The sequence below is a fragment of the Roseomonas sp. CAU 1739 genome (genome assembly GCF_039839775.1).
In the GTDB taxonomy this organism is placed as follows: domain Bacteria; phylum Pseudomonadota; class Alphaproteobacteria; order Acetobacterales; family Acetobacteraceae; genus Neoroseomonas.
This window is the reverse complement of sequence record NZ_JBDOQQ010000003.1, coordinates 477,422-493,984: the sequence shown is the minus strand read 5'-3', so window position 1 is coordinate 493,984 and position 16,563 is coordinate 477,422. Positions and strand designations below refer to the sequence as shown.

Genomic DNA, 16,563 nt, shown 5'->3' with positions numbered 1-16,563 from the left:
CCACGTCGATCCGCCGCACGCCGATGCTCTACCGTCCACACCATCATCCGCCCCACGAATCGTCCGCAGGATCAGCGAATCACATCCGATTCAGCCGATTCAATTCCTTTCCGGATGGGCTCTAAGGAGGGGGGGCGAGGCGCTGCGTAGGCATCGCCTCAAGCACACGGCGAGCCTGATCCGGTGTGCAGCGCACGACCACGCTCCATTCTGCTGGCCTAGCCTTGAGGCCGACGATCACTTCGGCGCGCTCACGCTTCTTCATGGACTACCTCCATGGCGCGGAGGAAGTCCCCGACGCCGCTGATGTGGTTGGTTGGGATCGCCATGCCGTGTTCGGTGAGGCGCGCGGCAAGGGTGGCGGCCGGTCCGATACGGGCCAGCAGATCGGCGCCGGTACGGAGCCACAGCGCGAATTGCGTGAATTCTGGCGGGCGTGCGGCGATAGCGGGGATGCGGTTGAGCAGCCTGTTCCGCGACGGCCGCCGCCCCTCGCTGGTGGCGCGCTTCACTTCTTCGCGGATGGCGGGCTCGCCGGCCTCGGCCATCTTCTTCATCTCGCTGGCGCGCTGGCGGGAAATCCCGATCTCGGGGAGGGTCGCAGGCCGAGTGTCCGAACTGCGGACACTCGCTTGGATACCGGCGCCATGGTCGGCTTGCGTCGCCACCTCTCGGCGGCATCACAGCGCCGATGGCGGGCAGCAAGCAGGCGCCACGAGGTCGATGGACTTCGCCCCTGCGCGCCACTACTACCGTCCGACACTCGGAACCGTGATTGGTGATGAGGGGAGATGCGGCGAATCGGCGCGGAGGCGGAATAAGAATGACTCTGACACGTGCCGCGCTCGCGGTGGTCCGCTCAGTGCCATTCCTTCTGTGCCTTTACGTCGTCGGGCTGAACGCATCGGTTGGGCGGCCGCTCTGGATCGACGAATTCACCCATTTCGCCTTCGCCGCGGAACCCACGACGCGCGACGTATGGAACATGTTCGTCGCGACTGCCGACTACAACCAGCATGGCCAGACCGGCATCTACATCCTGCTGAACTACTGGACGCTGTCCTATCTTGGCGTCGACGCGACATTGCTGCGACTGCCGTCGATCCTCTCGGGAATGCTGCTGCTGGTGTCGGCGGTCGTCTTCCTGCGGGTGCTGGGTTTCTCGGTCCTGTGGCAGATCGTCATGGTCGCGGCGCTGACCGGCCAGCACCTGCTCATGTATTTCGTCGGCGAGGCGCGCGCCTATACTCCGATCCCGGCCGCGGCGGTGGGGCTGCTGCTGTACTACGTCCTGCGCCCGCTTTATCCGCTCAGCTGGGCGGTGCTGGGCTTCGGGGCCTTCGCGGCGCTGTTCGGCGCGACCATGCACCCCTATTTCGCGATCTACTGGCCGGCCGTGTGCCTGGTCGCCTATGTCCATTGCCGCACCGTGACCGGCCAGCGGTTCAGCCTGCGTTCACTTGTGGCCTTCGCCAATCCCGGCCTCGTCGCCATCGGCGCCGGCCTCTATTTCCTGTTGGGAGCACTCACCTGGATGAGGGACCAGCCACGCTTCGGCTTCGATCCCTATGAATGGCTCCACCAATACGGCCCCCTCGCCAATTTCACCGACTACAGCCACACGCAGTTCCTGGCCGGCCAATACGGGCTGGCCGGTGGCCTGACCGGCATCGTCGTGCTTGGCGCGGTCCTACTGCCGGCCCGCCTGCGCGGCGATGCGCGTACTTTGCTGGCACCGACCCTGCTCATCCTGCTGTCGGTCCTCCTGTCGTTGCTGCTCGGCTGTATTTCCTACCTCGCCGACTATTGGATCCTGCCGCGCCAATGGGTTGGGTCGGTCGCGCTGATCGCGGTCGGGCTTGTCTGGCTTTGGGCCGAGGCCGCCAGGATCTGGTCGCGCCTCACGCCGCTGCTGGGCGTGGCGGTCTGCGCTACGGCCCTGCTGGTGGTCTCGGGCCAGGCGATGAATATCCACCGGGTCAAATTGCACCAGTTGCTCGCCTACCTGGCCGAACCGACGCCCGCGCGCGACGTCACCGACTGCGTGCCGCCAGCCCATCTCAACGTCGCCACACTGCCGAACGATGAGCGCAACCGCGTGGTGGTCGATCTCGCGAACCGGAACATCGCTTGCGGCGGACCGGTCTGGACCGTGTTCCGGGAATACTACAACGGCCCGCCAGCCGGCTTGCGGGAACAGCAGGCGGCCGCGAACTGAACGGCAGGGGCTTGTGCGACGCTTGGCGCGGCGCAGCCACGCGCCCTGCGCGTCCGGCCCGTCGTCTCACCGGTCGTCGATCGTTGCCGTGAGCCCGTGCTTCCCATCTGGCAGGGTCGTCGCTTCCAGCCGGTCGGCATGATGGCGCATCAGCACCATCGCGAGGCCCGAGACGAAGCCTGCCGCCTCGATATCCGCATCCAGGTCCACCGCCGCATTGGCGGCCATCGGCTCGCCGACCCATGAGAGGTCGATGTCGAGCCGCAACTCGTCGAAGCGGGCGCGGACCAGCACCTCGCTGCCCGGTTCGACCACCAGGGGCGCGGCATCGGCGAATTCCTCCAGCAGATGCGCGGCCTTGCCCACCACTTCGGCGCGGGCGCCGCAGGCGCGGCCCGTCTCGGTGACGAATTCGACGAGCGCCTTCGATCCGTCTTCAGGGTTCCAGCTCCATTCCGCGAGGCGCGTCGCGCCGATGCGGAAGATTGCGTTCAGCGTCAGCGCCGCTGCCATGCCGAGCACCAGCCCCGAGCCGATCGTCAGCCGCATGTAGTCGGGCAGCGCATCGTAGATGCCGGGGATCTCGCTGTAGGACAGCGCGATCAGCAGCGCGACGCCGATCGTCAGCGTGCGTCGCGCATCGAGCAGCCGCTGGGTGATGATCGTCATGCCCGACATCAGGATGTAGGAGGCAGCATAGAGCAGCACCGCCCCCAGCACCCCGCGCGGCACCGCCATCACCAGCGACGCCGCACCTGGCGCCAGTCCCAGCAGGATCCAGCCGATCCCTGCCGCGAATGCGACGCGCCGCGCCGTGATGCCGGTTGCGGTGGCAAGCCCGACGCTGGCTGAGTAGCTGTTCATGCCGATCACCCCGATGGCGCCGGCGATGACGTTGCCGATGCCATCCGCCAGCATGCCGCTCTGGACGCTGCGGAAATCGGTGCGCTTCCAACCCGGGTCGTTGGCGCGCTGGCTCGCCACCACATCACCCATCACGCGAACGCCGGCGGCGAGCGCGCCGACGATGAAGCCGGGCAGGTAGATCAGCGACAGACCGGGCGCGGCGAGCGGCCAGGACAGCATCGACAGGCGTATCTCCGACCCATGGCCGGCCGCAGCCAGGCCGAGCGTCAGCAACGCCCCATGCGCCAGGAGGCCGACGCCCAGGCCAACGAGAACCGCGACGCTGCGCAGCCTTGCGCTGCCCCACACCGCCGCGCCGACGGTGGCCAGCAGCGCGACGATGCCCGCCGGCACGTCGCGCGTGCCGCCATTGCCGATCTCGTCCACCGCGAGGACCAGGCGCAGCGACAGCAGACCCAGGATGATGCCGAGCACCGTGACCACCAGGCCGACCACCTCGGCCGGCAGGAACGCGCGGATGCGCAGGATGATGCGGGACAGCAGGATGCTGGTGGCGCCGGCGACCATCGTCAGCCCTGCCACCGCGCCCAGCCCGCCATGCTGCGCTGCCGCGATGGCCGGCGGCAGGAAGATCGCGGTGTAGACCGACGGCAGCAGGAACCCCGACCCGACCCCCCAGCGGCCGAGACCCTGAAGGATGGTCCCGATGCCAAGCGCGACCATTGCCAGGCTGAGGTAGCTCGCGGTGGTGCGTTCATCCGCGCCGGCGGCCTCCGCCACCAGCAGCGGGAAGACCAGGGTCACCGCGCCGAGGCCGATATGCTGGAAGGCGGCGGGCAGCAGCACGCGCAGCGGCGGGCGTGATTCCAGACCATACAGGATCGACATGGCGGCGACGGCTTCCCCCGGGCGACGTCCCTGTCCATACGCCCGACTTCTTCAACAAGACGTAAGGGTCGCCCCCCTAGGCTGCTGGCCGCGGTGCAACGATTCGGGAATGGCTGGCGATGCGTGTGGCCCTGTGCGTGAAGCGCGACATCTTCGGCGTCATCGCCGCGCGGCGCTTCCTGGCCGATCTCGGCGCTGCGGCCGACGTCGATGTCTTCTGCAGCACCAAGGTGCGCCCGGCTGAGGGCGACGTTCCGGGCCTGCGCCTGTTGAGCACGCTGGAACGCGACGTCCCGATCGGCACGCTGCATCCGGCGATCGCCGGCGACTGGACCGGTGCGCCGGCCGCCCTTCGGCCGGAATCCTGGGAGGTGCTGCCCGACCTCGCGCCTGCCGGCGGCGCGCGCACCCTGCTGGCGCGACGCCCCGACATCGTCGTGTCGATGCGCTTCAGCCTGATCTTTCCGTCCCGCGTGATCGATGCGGTGCCGCTGGGCATCCTCAACGTCCATCCTGGCCCGCTGCCGGCCTATCGTGGCCTGTTCGCGCCCTTCTGGCAGGCGGCCCAGGGGGAGGCGAGCCTCTCCGCCAGCCTGCACCTGGTCGATGCCGGCATCGACACAGGCCCGCTGGTCGCCGAGCACGCCGTCGCGCGCGACGACGGGCGCTGCCTGCTGTGGCACATCGCCGAGCTGTATCGCGGCGGCGCGGCGCTCGCCGCCGAGGCAGTGCGCGCCGCCGCCGGCGGGCAACGCCCCCGTGGCCGCATCCAGCCGGAGGGCGGGCGGTACTACCGCATGCCCGATGCGGCGGCCTTCGCCGCCTTCGCGCGCGGCACGATGCCGCTGGTCTCCGCCGCCGACTATCTCGGCCTGCTCGCCGAGGTCCTGCTGCCACCCGCCCCCAGCCTGCGCGCCGCGGCATGACGGGACCATCCTTCGCGACGCGCATCGCCTTGCTGCTCTCGGCGCTGACCGTGCTGGCCTGCGTCCTGGTCACCGCGTTGAACACGCTGAAGTTCGAACGGCTGTTGCTGGCCCAGCATCAGCGCGTCTTCGCCACCATCGGTGCCGACCTGGTGGACACCTTCGAGCGTGGTCTGAACATCGGCGTGCGCCTTGCCGAGGTGCCGGGCGCGCAATCGTTGCTCGACCGCGCCTTCGGGCGCGATGACGACCTGCGGCGGATCACCGTGGCGGACGCCGCCGGCCGCATCCTGTTCGACACCGAGCGCGTGCGCATCGGCGATGCCGCGGAGGCCGCGCTGCTGCCCGCCGGGCCGCTGCGCCGCGTTGCGCGGGTCGGCGGCATCGACTGGATCGGCTTGCCAGTGGTCAACAGCTTCGGCCAGCAGGAGGGCAGCCTGCTGCTCGGCTATGGGCGCGCCGGCATCGCCGATCGGCTGACCGCGATCGCGCTGGCCATGGCCAAGCCAGGGCTTGCGGCCCTGCTGGTCGGCCTGCCTATCGCCTGGCTGGCGGTCCTGCTGGTGGCGCGGCCGACGCGGCTGCTGTTCGCGCAATTGACAGGCCTGCTCACTGGCGGCGCGGCGCCGACGCAGTGCGAAGCGGTGCTGCAATCCCTGCACGACGCCATCCATCGCCACGCCGCCACGCTGGACGACGCCGAGCAGCGTCTTGAGGTCATCGCCGCCCGGGCCCCGGAACGCCCGGCGTGAACGCCCCGGCCGACGGCACCGACCGCATCCTGCTCCGGCTGGTGCGCAACCTCTCGGCGATCGCGGTCGCGTTGCTGCTGGGCACCGTCGTCGCCGTCTCCCTCGCGGCGCTCGGAGCCTTCGAGCGCGAGATCCGCCCGGCCATCGAGCGCGAGGCGGCGGTGATCGGCACCGTGGTCGCCAGCCCGTTCGAACGCGCGCTTGGCCTCGGCATCCCGTTCGATGGGCTCGTCGGCGCCGGGGACTACCTGGCGGGCATGGCGACCAGCCAACCGACGGTCGCCTATCTGGTGCTGACGGATCTCGCCGGCCGACCGCAGGCTGCGGCAGGTCCGGCGGCGGCGGCGTTCCGCGCCATGGATGCACCCGGCGCGGATGGCCTGCGGCGACGGGATCTGCCCGGCATCTATGAGTCAGCCTTGCCGGTCGCGGCGCCGGGCGGGCGACCACAAGGCTGGTTGCTGGTCGGCGTCAGCCGTGCCCCGGTCGATGTCATCATCGAGGATACGCGCTGGGATCTGTTCATCGTGCTGCTGGTCGCGGTGATGCTGGCGATGGAATTGCTGCGCTTCGCGCTGGACCGCGCGGTCATCGGGCCGCTGTCGATGATCGAGCGCATGGCGCGCCGCTTGTCCGCCGGGGACTGCACCATGCTCGCCGATGCCCGCCTGCCCGATGAGGCTGGGCGCGTGGCGCGCGCGCTGAATGCATTGGTCAGGCGCATCGGCGATCGCTGGGCCTATCTGGAATGGCTGGCGGCCGAGGCCTCCGCCGTCGGCGCCCACGCCGCGCGCGAGGCGTCCGGCCTGATGGGCGCCCTGCGCCAGCGGCTGCGGGTGCGCGACGACGGAGCGATCCGCGAACCCGACGCGCCGAGTGCGAGTGCCGCGCGCCTGCCGCTGTTCCTGTTCGTCGTCGCGGAACAGCTCTCCACCTCCTTTATCCCACTGCTCGGTCGCGACCTCGCGCGGCATGGGCCGAACCTGCTGACGCCGGAGTTGCTGGCGGCACTGCCCATCGCGGCTTTCGTGGCCGCCGTCGCGCTGGCGACGCCCTATGGCGGTCAGCTGACCGCGATACGCGGCCCGCGCGCGACCGCGCTGATCGGCGGGGGCATCGCGGCGGTCGGGTATCTCGGCGCCGCTCTCGCGACCGACCTGCCGCAATTCGCGCTCGCGCGGGTGTTCTGCGGCATCGGCTATGCGCTGCTGACGATCGCCTGCCAGACTCAGATGGCGATCGCCGCGCGGCAGGGCCGGCTGGCGCGCACCCTGGGCGGATTCACCGGCGCTGTGATGACCGGTGCCGTCTGCGGCACAGCGATCGGTGCCGTGATCGCCGACCGGCTTGGCTATGCGGCGACCTTCCTGGCGTCGGCCGGACTGGTCGCGGTGGTCATGCTGCTGGCGCGGCGGGCCATGCCGCGCGCCATGAGCGACCCCGCCGCGGCCGGGCAGGGCGTGCTGGCCGGAGCACGCGCGGCCTTTGGCCATCCGCGCTTTGCCGCGCTTCTGCTGCTCGCCGCCGTGCCTGCCAAGCTGATACTGGCCGGCTTCATCTTCTACCTGGCACCGCTGGCGCTGCGCGACCTCGGGATGAGCCAGGCGGCGATCGGGCGCAACGTCATGCTGTATGGGCTGTGCATGTTGCCGGCGATCGCCCTGGGCGGCTGGCTGGCGGACCGGGCGCGGATCGGCGGTGGGCTGATCTGGGGCAGTGCCGTGCTGAACGGTGCAGCGCTGCTGGCGATCCCTGTGTTGCCCGAAGCCACCGCGCTGCCGATTGCCATTGCGGTGACCGGGGCGGCGCAGGGCTTGGCCTCGGCACCGATGCTGGCGGCGGCCGCGGCGGGCGCCGGCGGATCGACGCCGCTGTTGCTGTCTTTCCTGCGCCTGGGCGAACGCGTCGGCAGCGTGATCGGCCCCTTCGCCGCGGCCTGGCTCCTGGCGCAGGGCAATCTCGTCTGGGCGATGGGGATCCTGGGCGTTGCGACGGTGCTGGCCGGGCTTGGCTATGCGCTCGTCATCCACGCCGGGCGCCGCCAGCCGGCGATGGTAGCCGCGCCATGATGCATCGCCGACCTCTCCTGGCGGCGCTGGCGTTGGCCGCGCCGCGCGTGGCGCGGGCCCAGCACGGCCGCCGCCATATCCTGATGATGCTGTTCCGTGGCTGGGAGGAAGCTTGCGATGGCTTCCGCGACTACTTCGCCGCACGCCGACGCGATGTCGAACTGGTGGTGCTCGATGCCCAGGAAGACCTGACGCGTGTGCCTGACATGGTGCGCGAGGCGCAGGCCATGCAGCCCGACCTCGTCTATCTGTGGGGCACCACGCTGACCATGGCGGTACTCGGGCCGTGGGATGCGCATGACCCGCGACGGCACCTGACGGGCATCCCGGCGGTGTTCAACATCGTCACCGATCCCGTGCGCAACCGCGTCGTGCGCAGCCGCGCGATGCCCGGCCGGCCAGTCACCGGCACCGAATACATCGCCCCCGTCGCGGTACAGCTGCGCGCGATGGATTCCTATCGCCCGTTCCGTCGCGCCGCCGCGCTGTTCAACCCGCGCGAAGGCAATTCCGTCGTCACGCTCGAGGAAATGAGCGAACTGCTCGCCGCGCGCGGTGCCGTGCTGGACCGCCTGCCGGTGCCGCTCATCGAAGGCCGGCCGCAGCCCGACGCGATCCCGGGCCTGGTCGCAGCTGCGCGCGCTGGCGGGGCGGCATGGCTCTACATCCCGCCCGACACCTTCCTCAACGAGCATCGCGCCGCGCTGACCGCCGCCGCGCTGGATGAGGGGCTGCCGAGCTTCTCCGCCTCCGAACGCTTTGTCGCCTTTGCCGATGCACTGGCCGGATTGGTCAGCCGCTACTACAGCGTCGGCGCTTTCACCGCATTCAAGGCGGAACGGATCCTGTTCGACGGCGTGCCGCCCGGCGACATCCCGGTCGAGACGTTGTCCCGCTTCTCCTACCTGGTGCGCATGGATACGGCGCGGCGCCTGCGCGTCTATCCGCCGGTCGAGTTGCTGCGCATCGCCGAGGCGGTTTAGCACGCCATGCTGCTCCGCACCCGCATCATCGCGCTGGCCGCCGCCGTTGTCCCGATCGTTGCAGCCGCGGTTGCCGTGCCGGCCTGGTTGCTGCTGCAGGAACGGCAGGCACGCATCGGCGAGCTGACCGTCGCGCGGCAGCAGGCAGTGGTATCGCGAGAGATGCCGCGCGCCGCCCGCCCGCTGACCGAGGCGGTGGGCCGCATCGCCACCGACGCCGCCTTCGCCGAGGCGCTGGCGCGGCAGGACCTGACGGCGGCACGGGCGCGTCTCGGCGCCCTTGGCGCGGGCATCGGCCAGGTCGAGGTGATCGCGCGCGGCGGCCGCATCCTGCTCGCCGAACCGCCGGCCCCGCTGCGCGAGGGCATGATCGACACTGCCCCGGTGTTGCGTGAATACAGCCCCGGCCATGGCGACAGTGGCGTCGAGCCGCTACCCGAAGGCGGCGGGCTGCACCTGGTTGCCTTTGCCCGCGGAGTGGGGCCCTTCGTGGTCGCCGCGGCGGCCCCCTTCGGCCCGACGCTCGAGGCGATCGGCAGCGCGCTTGGCGGCCAGGCGCTGGTGGCCGACCTTGCCGGCCGGCCGCTGCTGCCGGTGGAAGCGGGCGCCTGGCGCAGTATCGAACGGGCCGGCGCGAGCGACGCCACCCTGCCGGTCGACTTCGGTGAGCAGGGTCGTTCCATGCAGATCGTGCCGACGCTGCTGGCGGGCACTTCCGGCGTGCCGGTGGCGCGGCTGTTCCTGGTGCAAGACGCCTCGCAGGCTGCGCGCCGCTATGATGTGGTGATGCTGGTGGCGGCGCTTGTGCTGGTCGGCGTGATCCTGACCGCCGGGATCCTGCTGTATCGCATGTTGCGCGCGGCCCTTGAGCCGCTGGGCGACCTGGCCGGCGTGCTGCGCGCCATCGCCGCCGGCGACCGCCTGGCCAGCGCCCCGGTGGATGAGCGGGAGGACGAAATCGGCCAGATCGCCCGCGCGCTGGGCGTGCTGCGCAGCAGCGGCCTGGCGCTCGACCGGCTGGAAACGCGCGACCGGTTGGCGCGCCGGCGTCACCTCGCACTGATCGGCGGCGAACTGACACGGCTTGCCGAGGTGTTCGAGCCATCGGAGCGCGAGGCGGCGGCGGCCGTGTTGCAGCGGCTCGAAGACGGGTCGGGGACTGACCTCGCTGATGCCTTTCAGAGCATGGTCGAGAGCGTGCTGAACCGCCATGGCCGGCTGGCGGCACTGTTGGACGAACGTACGCGCGACCTTGAACTGGTGCGCCAGGCGCTGGACCAGCGCGTGTTGCTCGACCGCATGGTGCAGGAACTGGAGGTGGCGCGCCGCCTTCAGCTCGAAAGCCTTCCTTCGGTGTTTCCGATCTCGCCCGCCTTCGAGATGCATGCGGCGATGTGGCCGGCCAAGGAGGTCGGAGGGGATTTCTATGATGTGGTCACGCTGGCCGATGGCTGCGTCGCGCTGATGGTGGGCGATGCCTCGGGCAAAGGCGTTGCCGCGGCGATCTTCGTTGCCATGACGCGCAGCCTGCTGCGTGCCGCCGTCTCCCGCGGGGCCACGCCGGCCGAGGCGCTGGAGCAGGCGAATGCGGCGCTCGCCGCCGACAATCCGACCATGATGTTCGCCACGGCCTTCGTCGCCATCCTCGATCCCGCGACCGGCCTGCTGCGTTATGCCAATGGCGGACACAATCCGCCGCGCGTCGTCGGCGCCGCATCCGGCGAGGGGCCGCTGGGCGGGGCCGATGGCATCGCGCTCGGCGTGGTCGAGGATTTCGTCTTCGAGGATCGCGCGCGGCACCTCGCCTCCGGGGAGACGCTGGTGCTGTTCACCGATGGCGTCACCGAGGCGGACCGCGCCGATGGCACGCTGTTCGGCGACGACCGGCTGTCCGATGCGCTGGCCGCCGGTGCCGGGGCATCGCCCACCGCGCTGGTCAGGCACATCGCCGCGGCCGTGGACGGCTTCGCGGAAGGCTGCCCGCAGGCGGACGACATCACGCTGCTCTGCCTCGCCTATGCCGGCGTGGCGCTGGCGCAGGCCGCCGAATGAAGGAGACCGCAGGATGGACATCTACAGCCAGGCGAGCGACGGGGTCGTGCTGCACCGGCTGAAGGGGCGGCTCGATAACACCACCACCGGCAAGGCGGAAGGCGCGATCCTGGGCAGTTTCGCGGGGCCGGCGCAGCGCGTAATCCTCGACATGCGCGACGTGGCCTATGTCTCCTCGGCAGGGCTGCGCGTGGTGCTGATGGCGGCCAAGAAGGCCAAGGTCTCGGACGGGCGCCTCGCGCTGTTCGGGCTGCCGGCCGCGGTGCAGGAGGTGTTCGACATCTCCGGCTTCTCCAAGGTGCTGGCGATCGGGGCCGCGGAGGAAGATGCCCGTCGCCTGGTCGGCGCCTGACGCGCCACCATGGCAGTGTTGAACCGGATCCAGCGTCGCTGCCGCCGCGATGCGGCCGACATCGCCGCCATGCTCGCCGAGCTCGAGGCGGCGGTCGCCGAGGCCGGGTGTCCGCCCGCGCGCAGCGCCGCCCTGCTGGTCGTCGCCGAGGAGATGGCGACCAACGTCGCCCATCACGCCTGGCCGGCCGGCGTCCTGCCGGCGATCTTCATCGTCACCGCGGGCATCAGCCGGCGCGGCGGCGGGATCGAGGTGCTGCTGTCGACCGAGGATGACGGCATTCCCTTTGACCCAACCCTGCGCGAGCCGCCCGATACCGACGCACCTGTCGAACTGCGTGGGATCGGCGGGCTCGGCATCCATCTGGTGATGCGGATGACGGCCTGGCAGTGCTATCGCCGCGAGGGTGGTCGCAACCGCTTCTCGGTGATCTGGCGCTGCGACGCGCGGCGGGGTTGATGAAGGGGCACCGTCCGCACTGCGCAACCCGCCGGAGGAGAGCGCTCCCCCGGAAGAGCTTCTTGGTGCATCGCAGCAGGGATGGCCACCGACTCGTGGCGCGGCAGTGACGCCAGGCGTTGTCTCCGCGAAGCCCCTGACCTAGCCAGCCGAGTGCATTGCTCTGCAACGTCCCGGTCCGCGTCCCACATTGGAGCGGGAGGGACAATGCCCCTCCCGGCAGCGCGTCAGCGTGCCCGCGAGACCGTGCGGCTGCGCGGGTCGAGCAGGAAGGCCGAAGCCATCAGCCCCGGAATTTGCGGCGACACCGCCGAGACGACCGGCGGGCGGTCCGCCGCATCGGCCACGGCGCCATCGCGGCTCCGCGAGATCCAGTAGCGATAGATCAACGCCACCTGGTTGCGTGGATCGACCTCCAGCGCGCGCTGGAAGGCGGCGTCCGCCTGGTCGATCTTGCCGTCCGCCCAGGCGATCAATCCGCGCTGCACCTCGATATAGGCGGGGAAGACGGGGATGATGTGGCGCATCGGAACCTGCTCGGCGCGGGCGAGTTCGCGTTCCGCGAGGCGCAGGTCGCCCTGCAGGATGCCCACGAAGGATCCGTTCAACGCATAGAAGGTCCGCGCCGTCGGCAGCGCGCCTTCGAAGGCGTCGGCGCGCCGGATCTCGGCCATGGCGGCCGGAACGTCGTCATGCAGCAACGCCAGCACCGAAACCAGGCTGTGCAGCGCCGACCGCTCGATATCTGAATTTGGGCCCCAGTCGCGGCGTAGCAGCCGCTCCGCCTGGGCACGCACGGGTGCCACGTCGATCGTCGGGTCCTGCAGCACGTCGCGCAGCCGGGCGAGCGTCACGCGGAACGGCGCGATCTCGGCGAAGGTGCTGACCGCGGCATGGCGGATCAGCGCCACCGCATCGCCATCGGCCCGGTCGAAGGACAGCCGCTGCAGAGGACGGCCTTCCTGCGCGACGATGGTTTCCATCACCAGGCCATTGCCGCGCTGGATCACCGTCGCCGAGACGCGGATCGGCTCCAGCCCGAACAGATCCTGCAGCGCCGCGGTGACCTCGGTCAACTTCAGCGGTTCGGCCAGGGCGCCGATCACCGTGCGACGGGAGGAGACGCGGGGCACCGGCACCGGCACCCCCGATGGGATGGCCGCGATGCGCGACAATTCGGTGATGAAGATCTCCTCGGCCGATTGGCGGGTGAGGCCGGATTGCTGCACCGTCGGTGGCAGGCCGATGCCCACCGCCATGGTGTTGGCGCTGATCACCGCATCGCCGGCGATCAGGCCGAACACGATGGCGGAGAGAAAGCCGATTGTCGCGAGTTCCATGCTGACGAGCTCCTGAACGTCTCGTCCCGCAGCCTCGGGCAACGACCTTAAGTCGAGATTGATGGCAGGCCCGGTACGTGTCGAATCGCGGTGATGGCGTCGCGCTGCGGTCGCTTGGCCACAGGCGGGCCGTAAGGCTTTCGTCCATCTTGTTGCTGTCTGCTGGTCCTTGGTGGGATTGCACGAAGGGAGACATCTGGTGTCCACGACATTCGACGAGGCGCCGCGGATCGAGCCCCGGTCGGTACGCATCGGCTGGCTGCCGGCCGGCATCGGCGCTGCGGCGATTGCCTGTCTCGGCTTCGGCGCGGGATACGGCGCAGCCATGCTGCGCCCGGCGGGGGCATCCGGCGGCTTTGCGGTGACGGGGGCGGCGCGTGCCGGGACAGCGCCGGATCTGGCCATCCATGTCGAGCGGCTGGCCGATGTCGAACGCAGCTTCGCCGAACATCGTGGCCGCCTGGTCGAAGCCGATGCGCTGCTGCGGTCCGGTGCGGAATTGCGCGTGGCGCTGCGCGCGGGCGGATCCTATGCCGCGCCGCTCGCCGCGGTGCTTGGGTTGCGCGGGGGCGCGGACGCCCTTGGGCCGCTGCGCGAGCCGCTGGTGCGCGGCGCCGGCGGCGCGCCCGACAGCGCGGAGCTGTCGGCGGAGCTCGACGCCATCGCCCTGAGCGTGCTGGCGCTCGGCGACGAGCAGCCGGCGAGCTGGTCGGCCCGCATGATGCAGCGCGTGGACGCGCTGCTGCGCAGCGACAGCCGCGCCGCACGCCAGGACGGCCGGCGCCAGGTCTTCGACACCGCCCGCGACGCCGCGTCGCGCCCTGGCCGGCGTGCTGCGACGCAAGATTGCGGGTCGGCAGCCGCCCCCATTCAGCCGCCGTAAACCACTCCAGGGCGATAACCGCCCTACCGGAATCATCCTGCCAACAGCGGCGGGCAACGCTCCAGGTCGGCACCGCATGACGCACGTGAACAATCTGACTACCCCACACGCCGCCGCGCCTGCGCGTGTTCCGTCGCCGGCTCGGCACTGGCCTCGCCGCGGCTTGCGCTGCCTGGGCGGCGGCGCGGCCGCCACGCTGCTGCTGGCCGGCCTGCTGGTCGTGCCGCTGCATGGGCAGGGGCAGTCGCTGTCGCCCGGTGCGGCCGGCACCCGTCCGGTCGAGGTCCGGCCGCCGCCGGCAAGCCTCGATCTGCGCGTCCGCCGGCTCGAGGAAAGCCTCAGTGCGATCGACGAAAGGCTGCGCGCGGCCGGCGCGGCGGGCATGCCGATCGACCGCTTGGCGCTGGCGCTGCTGCATCTTGAAACGGTGGTCGGCAACGGACGCCCGTGGTCGCGCGAATGGCAGCTGATCCTCGCCCTCGATGGCGCTGCGCTGGTGCCACCCCTCTATCTGGAGGTGCTGGGCAGCCACGCCTCCCGTGGGCTGCCCTCCGCCCGCGAACTGACCGAGCGCTTCGAGGCTCTGGCCCCCGCGATCGCCTCGCGGGCGAGTTCCGAGGTCGCCTTCCTCGAGCGCAGCCTGAACATGATCCGCTCGACCCTGGCCGGCATCGGCCTGGCCGCCCCGGTCGAACCAGGCCAGGTCGAAACCGTGCTCGCCAGCATTCGCGAACATCTGCGGCGGGGCGAACTTCCCGGCGCCCTTGCCGAGGTCACCACCCTGGCCGAGGAGCAGCAGGCATTGCTTGCTGGTTGGCTCGCGCAGGTGCGCGCCCGCGTCGCCGTGGAACAGTCGCTGCAGGAGGCGATCCTGGGGCTGCTGTCCGGTCGCGCGCGGCAGGGCTGAAGGCGATGAAAGCCTTCCTCGCGCGCCTGGCGCTGTGCGGCGGCGTGGTGCTGGCTGCCGCCGGCTTTGCCCAGCCGGCGCAGGCGCAGGTCGCCCCTGGCATCCTGCGCGACCGGCTGAACATCGTCGCAGCCACCAATGCCGCACGGGTGGCGCTGCTACTGACCCAGGGTTTCCGCGAACGCTATCCGGACGCGCAGGCGCCCGAGATCCAGGTCCTGTCCACCTCCCGTGCCGTCGAACTGTTCTGCGCCGGGGCTGGCGTGGCCATGGCCGATCTGCTGGTGACGACGCGGCGCCTTTCGCTTTCGGCGCGCGAATTCTGCGCTGCCAATGGCGTCGAGGAGACTGTCGAGTTGCGCCTCGGCCTGGCCGCGGCGGTGCTCGCGGTGCGCCGTGGTGATGCACAGTCGAGCCTAACCGCCCGCCAGGTCTATGAGGCGCTGGCCGCCGAGATCCCGAACGAGCGTGGCTTCGAGCGCAACCGGGCGGTGGTCTGGTCACAAGTGTCCGCCGCCATGCCGGCCGAACAGATCCGATTCATCCTGCCCGTCAGCGGCAGCGGGTTGCGCGAGGTGTTCGAAGATTCGATTCTGGAAGCCGGCTGCCGCCCGTTGCGCCAGATCCGCATGATCTATGAGGCCGATTCACGCCGAGCCCGTTGCGTCACCCTGCGCGTCGACGGTCGTGTCGCCGAACTGGCTGCCGGCGAAATTCCTGCCAGGCTGGTCGCCAGCCAGCGGGGCACCATCGCGGTCACGTCCTTCGACGAGGTGATGCGCAGCGGCGGCAACCTGGTGGCCCTGCCGATCGACGGCGTCACGCCGACCCGCAACTCGATCGCTTCGGGCGAGTATGAGGCGACGCGCATCGTCTTTCTCTACGGCAAGCGCCAGCACGCGCGCAGCCGCGGTGGCGTCGGCGTGGTGCGGGGCATTGCCGAATACCTTGCAGAGGCCAGCAGCGAGGCAGCGATCGGGCCCACCGGCTATCTCGGCCAGGCCGGGCTTGTGCCGCTGCCGACCGGCGAACGCGTGGCGCAGCGGATGGCCGCCGAGCGCATGAGCGTGGTCCGCACGCGATGATCCCCCCCCCGGACCCGGAGCGATGAGAATGAGCCCGCGTATCGCCGCCCGCCTGATTGCCGTGCTCGCGCTGCTTGGCGCGACAGCGCCCGCCGCGCTGGCGCGGTCCGGCAGCGAGCAGCCGGGGCAGCGTGCCGTGGTGACGCTGCCACTGCAGGACCTGCCATCCGCCGACACGATGTTCGACCGCGTGGGTCGGCTGTGGGACAGCCTGCTCGGCCTGTTGTCACCCGGCAGCGTGCCCGTCGGCCCGGTGCGCTCCGGCGTCGAGGCGCCGCAGGGGCAGATGCAGCAGCGCGACGACTTCGTGGCGCTGATGGAAATCGCCGGCTTCGGGTTGCGGGAGATCGAGACCTCGATCGGTCTGATCCCGTCCTCGCGCCTGACCTTCGGCCATGCGCGCGAACTCACCGACGCGGATCGCGACTACATCGAGCGTCATCTTGAACGCCACGCGCAACGCCAGGGCGGGCCACTGTCGCGTGTGCAGCGCGCCATTGTGGGCGCCTTGCTGGCGGCGTCCGAGATCGGCGACTTCGCCGTCGAGCGGGTGGAGATCGATCTCTATCCGCTGCCGCAGATCAAGCTGGCGCTGGTCCCGCGCGACGCCCCCCTGTCGCATGAGGCAGGACGGCTGATGCGCTCGATCGATCGGCTTGGCGAACGCATGCAGGCCCCGCCGACGCTGCATGGTGAAACCGAACTGCAGATGCGCCGCTCCGAACCGCCATTGCGCGCCGTCGGCTTGCAACTCTCGCACTAACCTCACCCCGACCCGCGCG

Annotated in this window: 15 protein-coding genes; 12 read left to right on the top strand and 3 right to left on the bottom strand. The window is 70.5% G+C overall.

Annotation, left to right across the window (positions count from 1 at the left end; all coding sequences use genetic code 11):
• Positions 1-251: 251 nt before the first annotated feature.
• Positions 252-668, bottom strand: coding sequence for a hypothetical protein (locus AAFN86_RS08480; RefSeq protein WP_347542855.1), 417 nt, complete (start codon positions 666-668; stop codon positions 252-254).
• A 155-nt stretch (positions 669-823) separates the two neighbouring features.
• On the opposite strand from AAFN86_RS08480, the gene AAFN86_RS08475 reads away from it, so the two are divergent.
• Complete coding sequence (locus AAFN86_RS08475) at positions 824-2,218, top strand: hypothetical protein (protein ID WP_347542854.1); 1,395 nt, start codon at positions 824-826, stop codon at positions 2,216-2,218.
• Positions 2,219-2,284: 66 nt separating this feature from the next.
• On the opposite strand, the gene AAFN86_RS08470 is transcribed toward AAFN86_RS08475, so the two are convergent.
• Positions 2,285-3,973, bottom strand: a complete 1,689-nt coding sequence (locus AAFN86_RS08470) for a solute carrier family 23 protein (RefSeq protein ID WP_347542853.1) — start codon at positions 3,971-3,973, stop codon at positions 2,285-2,287.
• A 119-nt stretch (positions 3,974-4,092) separates the two neighbouring features.
• On the opposite strand from AAFN86_RS08470, the gene AAFN86_RS08465 reads away from it, so the two are divergent.
• The 7 genes from AAFN86_RS08465 to AAFN86_RS08435 are packed head-to-tail and all read left to right on the top strand — an operon-like array spanning position 4,093 to position 11,566.
• Positions 4,093-4,899, top strand: coding sequence for a formyltransferase family protein (locus AAFN86_RS08465; protein ID WP_347542852.1), 807 nt, complete (start codon positions 4,093-4,095; stop codon positions 4,897-4,899).
• Positions 4,896-5,651 (top strand): hypothetical protein, encoded by a 756-nt coding sequence (locus tag AAFN86_RS08460; protein ID WP_347542851.1) that lies wholly within the window; start codon positions 4,896-4,898, stop codon positions 5,649-5,651. The genes AAFN86_RS08465 and AAFN86_RS08460 overlap by 4 nt, the downstream gene beginning before the upstream one ends.
• Positions 5,648-7,720 (top strand): MFS transporter, encoded by a 2,073-nt coding sequence (locus AAFN86_RS08455; RefSeq protein WP_347542850.1) that lies wholly within the window; start codon positions 5,648-5,650, stop codon positions 7,718-7,720. Before AAFN86_RS08460 ends, AAFN86_RS08455 begins: the two co-directional genes overlap by 4 nt.
• Positions 7,717-8,703: an ABC transporter substrate-binding protein gene (locus AAFN86_RS08450; RefSeq protein ID WP_347542849.1), complete on the top strand. Its 987-nt coding sequence runs from the start codon at positions 7,717-7,719 to the stop codon at positions 8,701-8,703. The genes AAFN86_RS08455 and AAFN86_RS08450 overlap by 4 nt, the downstream gene beginning before the upstream one ends.
• 6 nt (positions 8,704-8,709) lie before the next feature.
• Complete coding sequence (locus tag AAFN86_RS08445) at positions 8,710-10,755, top strand: SpoIIE family protein phosphatase (protein ID WP_347542848.1); 2,046 nt, start codon at positions 8,710-8,712, stop codon at positions 10,753-10,755.
• Positions 10,756-10,768: 13 nt separating this feature from the next.
• Positions 10,769-11,107 (top strand): STAS domain-containing protein, encoded by a 339-nt coding sequence (locus AAFN86_RS08440; RefSeq protein ID WP_347542847.1) that lies wholly within the window; start codon positions 10,769-10,771, stop codon positions 11,105-11,107.
• Between the two features lie 9 nt (positions 11,108-11,116).
• The gene (locus AAFN86_RS08435; RefSeq protein ID WP_347542846.1) at positions 11,117-11,566 is read left to right on the top strand and encodes an ATP-binding protein; all 450 of its coding nucleotides are present in this window, start codon (positions 11,117-11,119) and stop codon (positions 11,564-11,566) included.
• Between the two features lie 227 nt (positions 11,567-11,793).
• Here AAFN86_RS08435 and AAFN86_RS08430 read toward each other — a convergent pair whose 3' ends face one another.
• Positions 11,794-12,906: a tetratricopeptide repeat protein gene (locus tag AAFN86_RS08430; RefSeq protein ID WP_347542845.1), complete on the bottom strand. Its 1,113-nt coding sequence runs from the start codon at positions 12,904-12,906 to the stop codon at positions 11,794-11,796.
• Between the two features lie 199 nt (positions 12,907-13,105).
• Here AAFN86_RS08430 and AAFN86_RS08425 point away from each other — a divergent pair, with 199 nt between their 5' ends.
• The 4 genes from AAFN86_RS08425 to AAFN86_RS08410 all read left to right on the top strand — a co-directional run bounded on the left by AAFN86_RS08425 (position 13,106) and on the right by AAFN86_RS08410 (position 16,544).
• A complete protein-coding gene (locus AAFN86_RS08425) occupies positions 13,106-13,789 on the top strand; it encodes a hypothetical protein (RefSeq protein ID WP_347542844.1) in 684 nt (227 codons plus the stop codon).
• Positions 13,790-13,952: 163 nt separating this feature from the next.
• On the top strand, positions 13,953-14,696 hold the full coding sequence (locus AAFN86_RS08420) for a hypothetical protein (RefSeq protein ID WP_347542843.1): 744 nt from the start codon (positions 13,953-13,955) through the stop codon (positions 14,694-14,696).
• 5 nt (positions 14,697-14,701) lie between these two features.
• Positions 14,702-15,781, top strand: coding sequence for a substrate-binding domain-containing protein (locus AAFN86_RS08415; RefSeq protein ID WP_347542842.1), 1,080 nt, complete (start codon positions 14,702-14,704; stop codon positions 15,779-15,781).
• A gap of 28 nt (positions 15,782-15,809) precedes the next feature.
• Complete coding sequence (locus AAFN86_RS08410) at positions 15,810-16,544, top strand: hypothetical protein (protein WP_347542841.1); 735 nt, start codon at positions 15,810-15,812, stop codon at positions 16,542-16,544.
• The last annotated feature ends 19 nt before the right edge of the window (positions 16,545-16,563 follow it).

Coding starts and splice junctions, on each gene's coding strand:
- AAFN86_RS08475 (WP_347542854.1), top strand. CDS start 824: ATGACTCTGACACGTGCCGCGCTCGCGGTGGTCCGCTCAGTGCCATTC.
- AAFN86_RS08470 (WP_347542853.1), bottom strand. CDS start 3,973: ATGTCGATCCTGTATGGTCTGGAATCACGCCCGCCGCTGCGCGTGCTG.
- AAFN86_RS08465 (WP_347542852.1), top strand. CDS start 4,093: ATGCGTGTGGCCCTGTGCGTGAAGCGCGACATCTTCGGCGTCATCGCC.
- AAFN86_RS08460 (WP_347542851.1), top strand. CDS start 4,896: ATGACGGGACCATCCTTCGCGACGCGCATCGCCTTGCTGCTCTCGGCG.
- AAFN86_RS08450 (WP_347542849.1), top strand. CDS start 7,717: ATGATGCATCGCCGACCTCTCCTGGCGGCGCTGGCGTTGGCCGCGCCG.
- AAFN86_RS08445 (WP_347542848.1), top strand. CDS start 8,710: ATGCTGCTCCGCACCCGCATCATCGCGCTGGCCGCCGCCGTTGTCCCG.
- AAFN86_RS08440 (WP_347542847.1), top strand. CDS start 10,769: ATGGACATCTACAGCCAGGCGAGCGACGGGGTCGTGCTGCACCGGCTG.
- AAFN86_RS08435 (WP_347542846.1), top strand. CDS start 11,117: ATGGCAGTGTTGAACCGGATCCAGCGTCGCTGCCGCCGCGATGCGGCC.
- AAFN86_RS08430 (WP_347542845.1), bottom strand. CDS start 12,906: ATGGAACTCGCGACAATCGGCTTTCTCTCCGCCATCGTGTTCGGCCTG.
- AAFN86_RS08415 (WP_347542842.1), top strand. CDS start 14,702: ATGAAAGCCTTCCTCGCGCGCCTGGCGCTGTGCGGCGGCGTGGTGCTG.
- AAFN86_RS08410 (WP_347542841.1), top strand. CDS start 15,810: ATGAGCCCGCGTATCGCCGCCCGCCTGATTGCCGTGCTCGCGCTGCTT.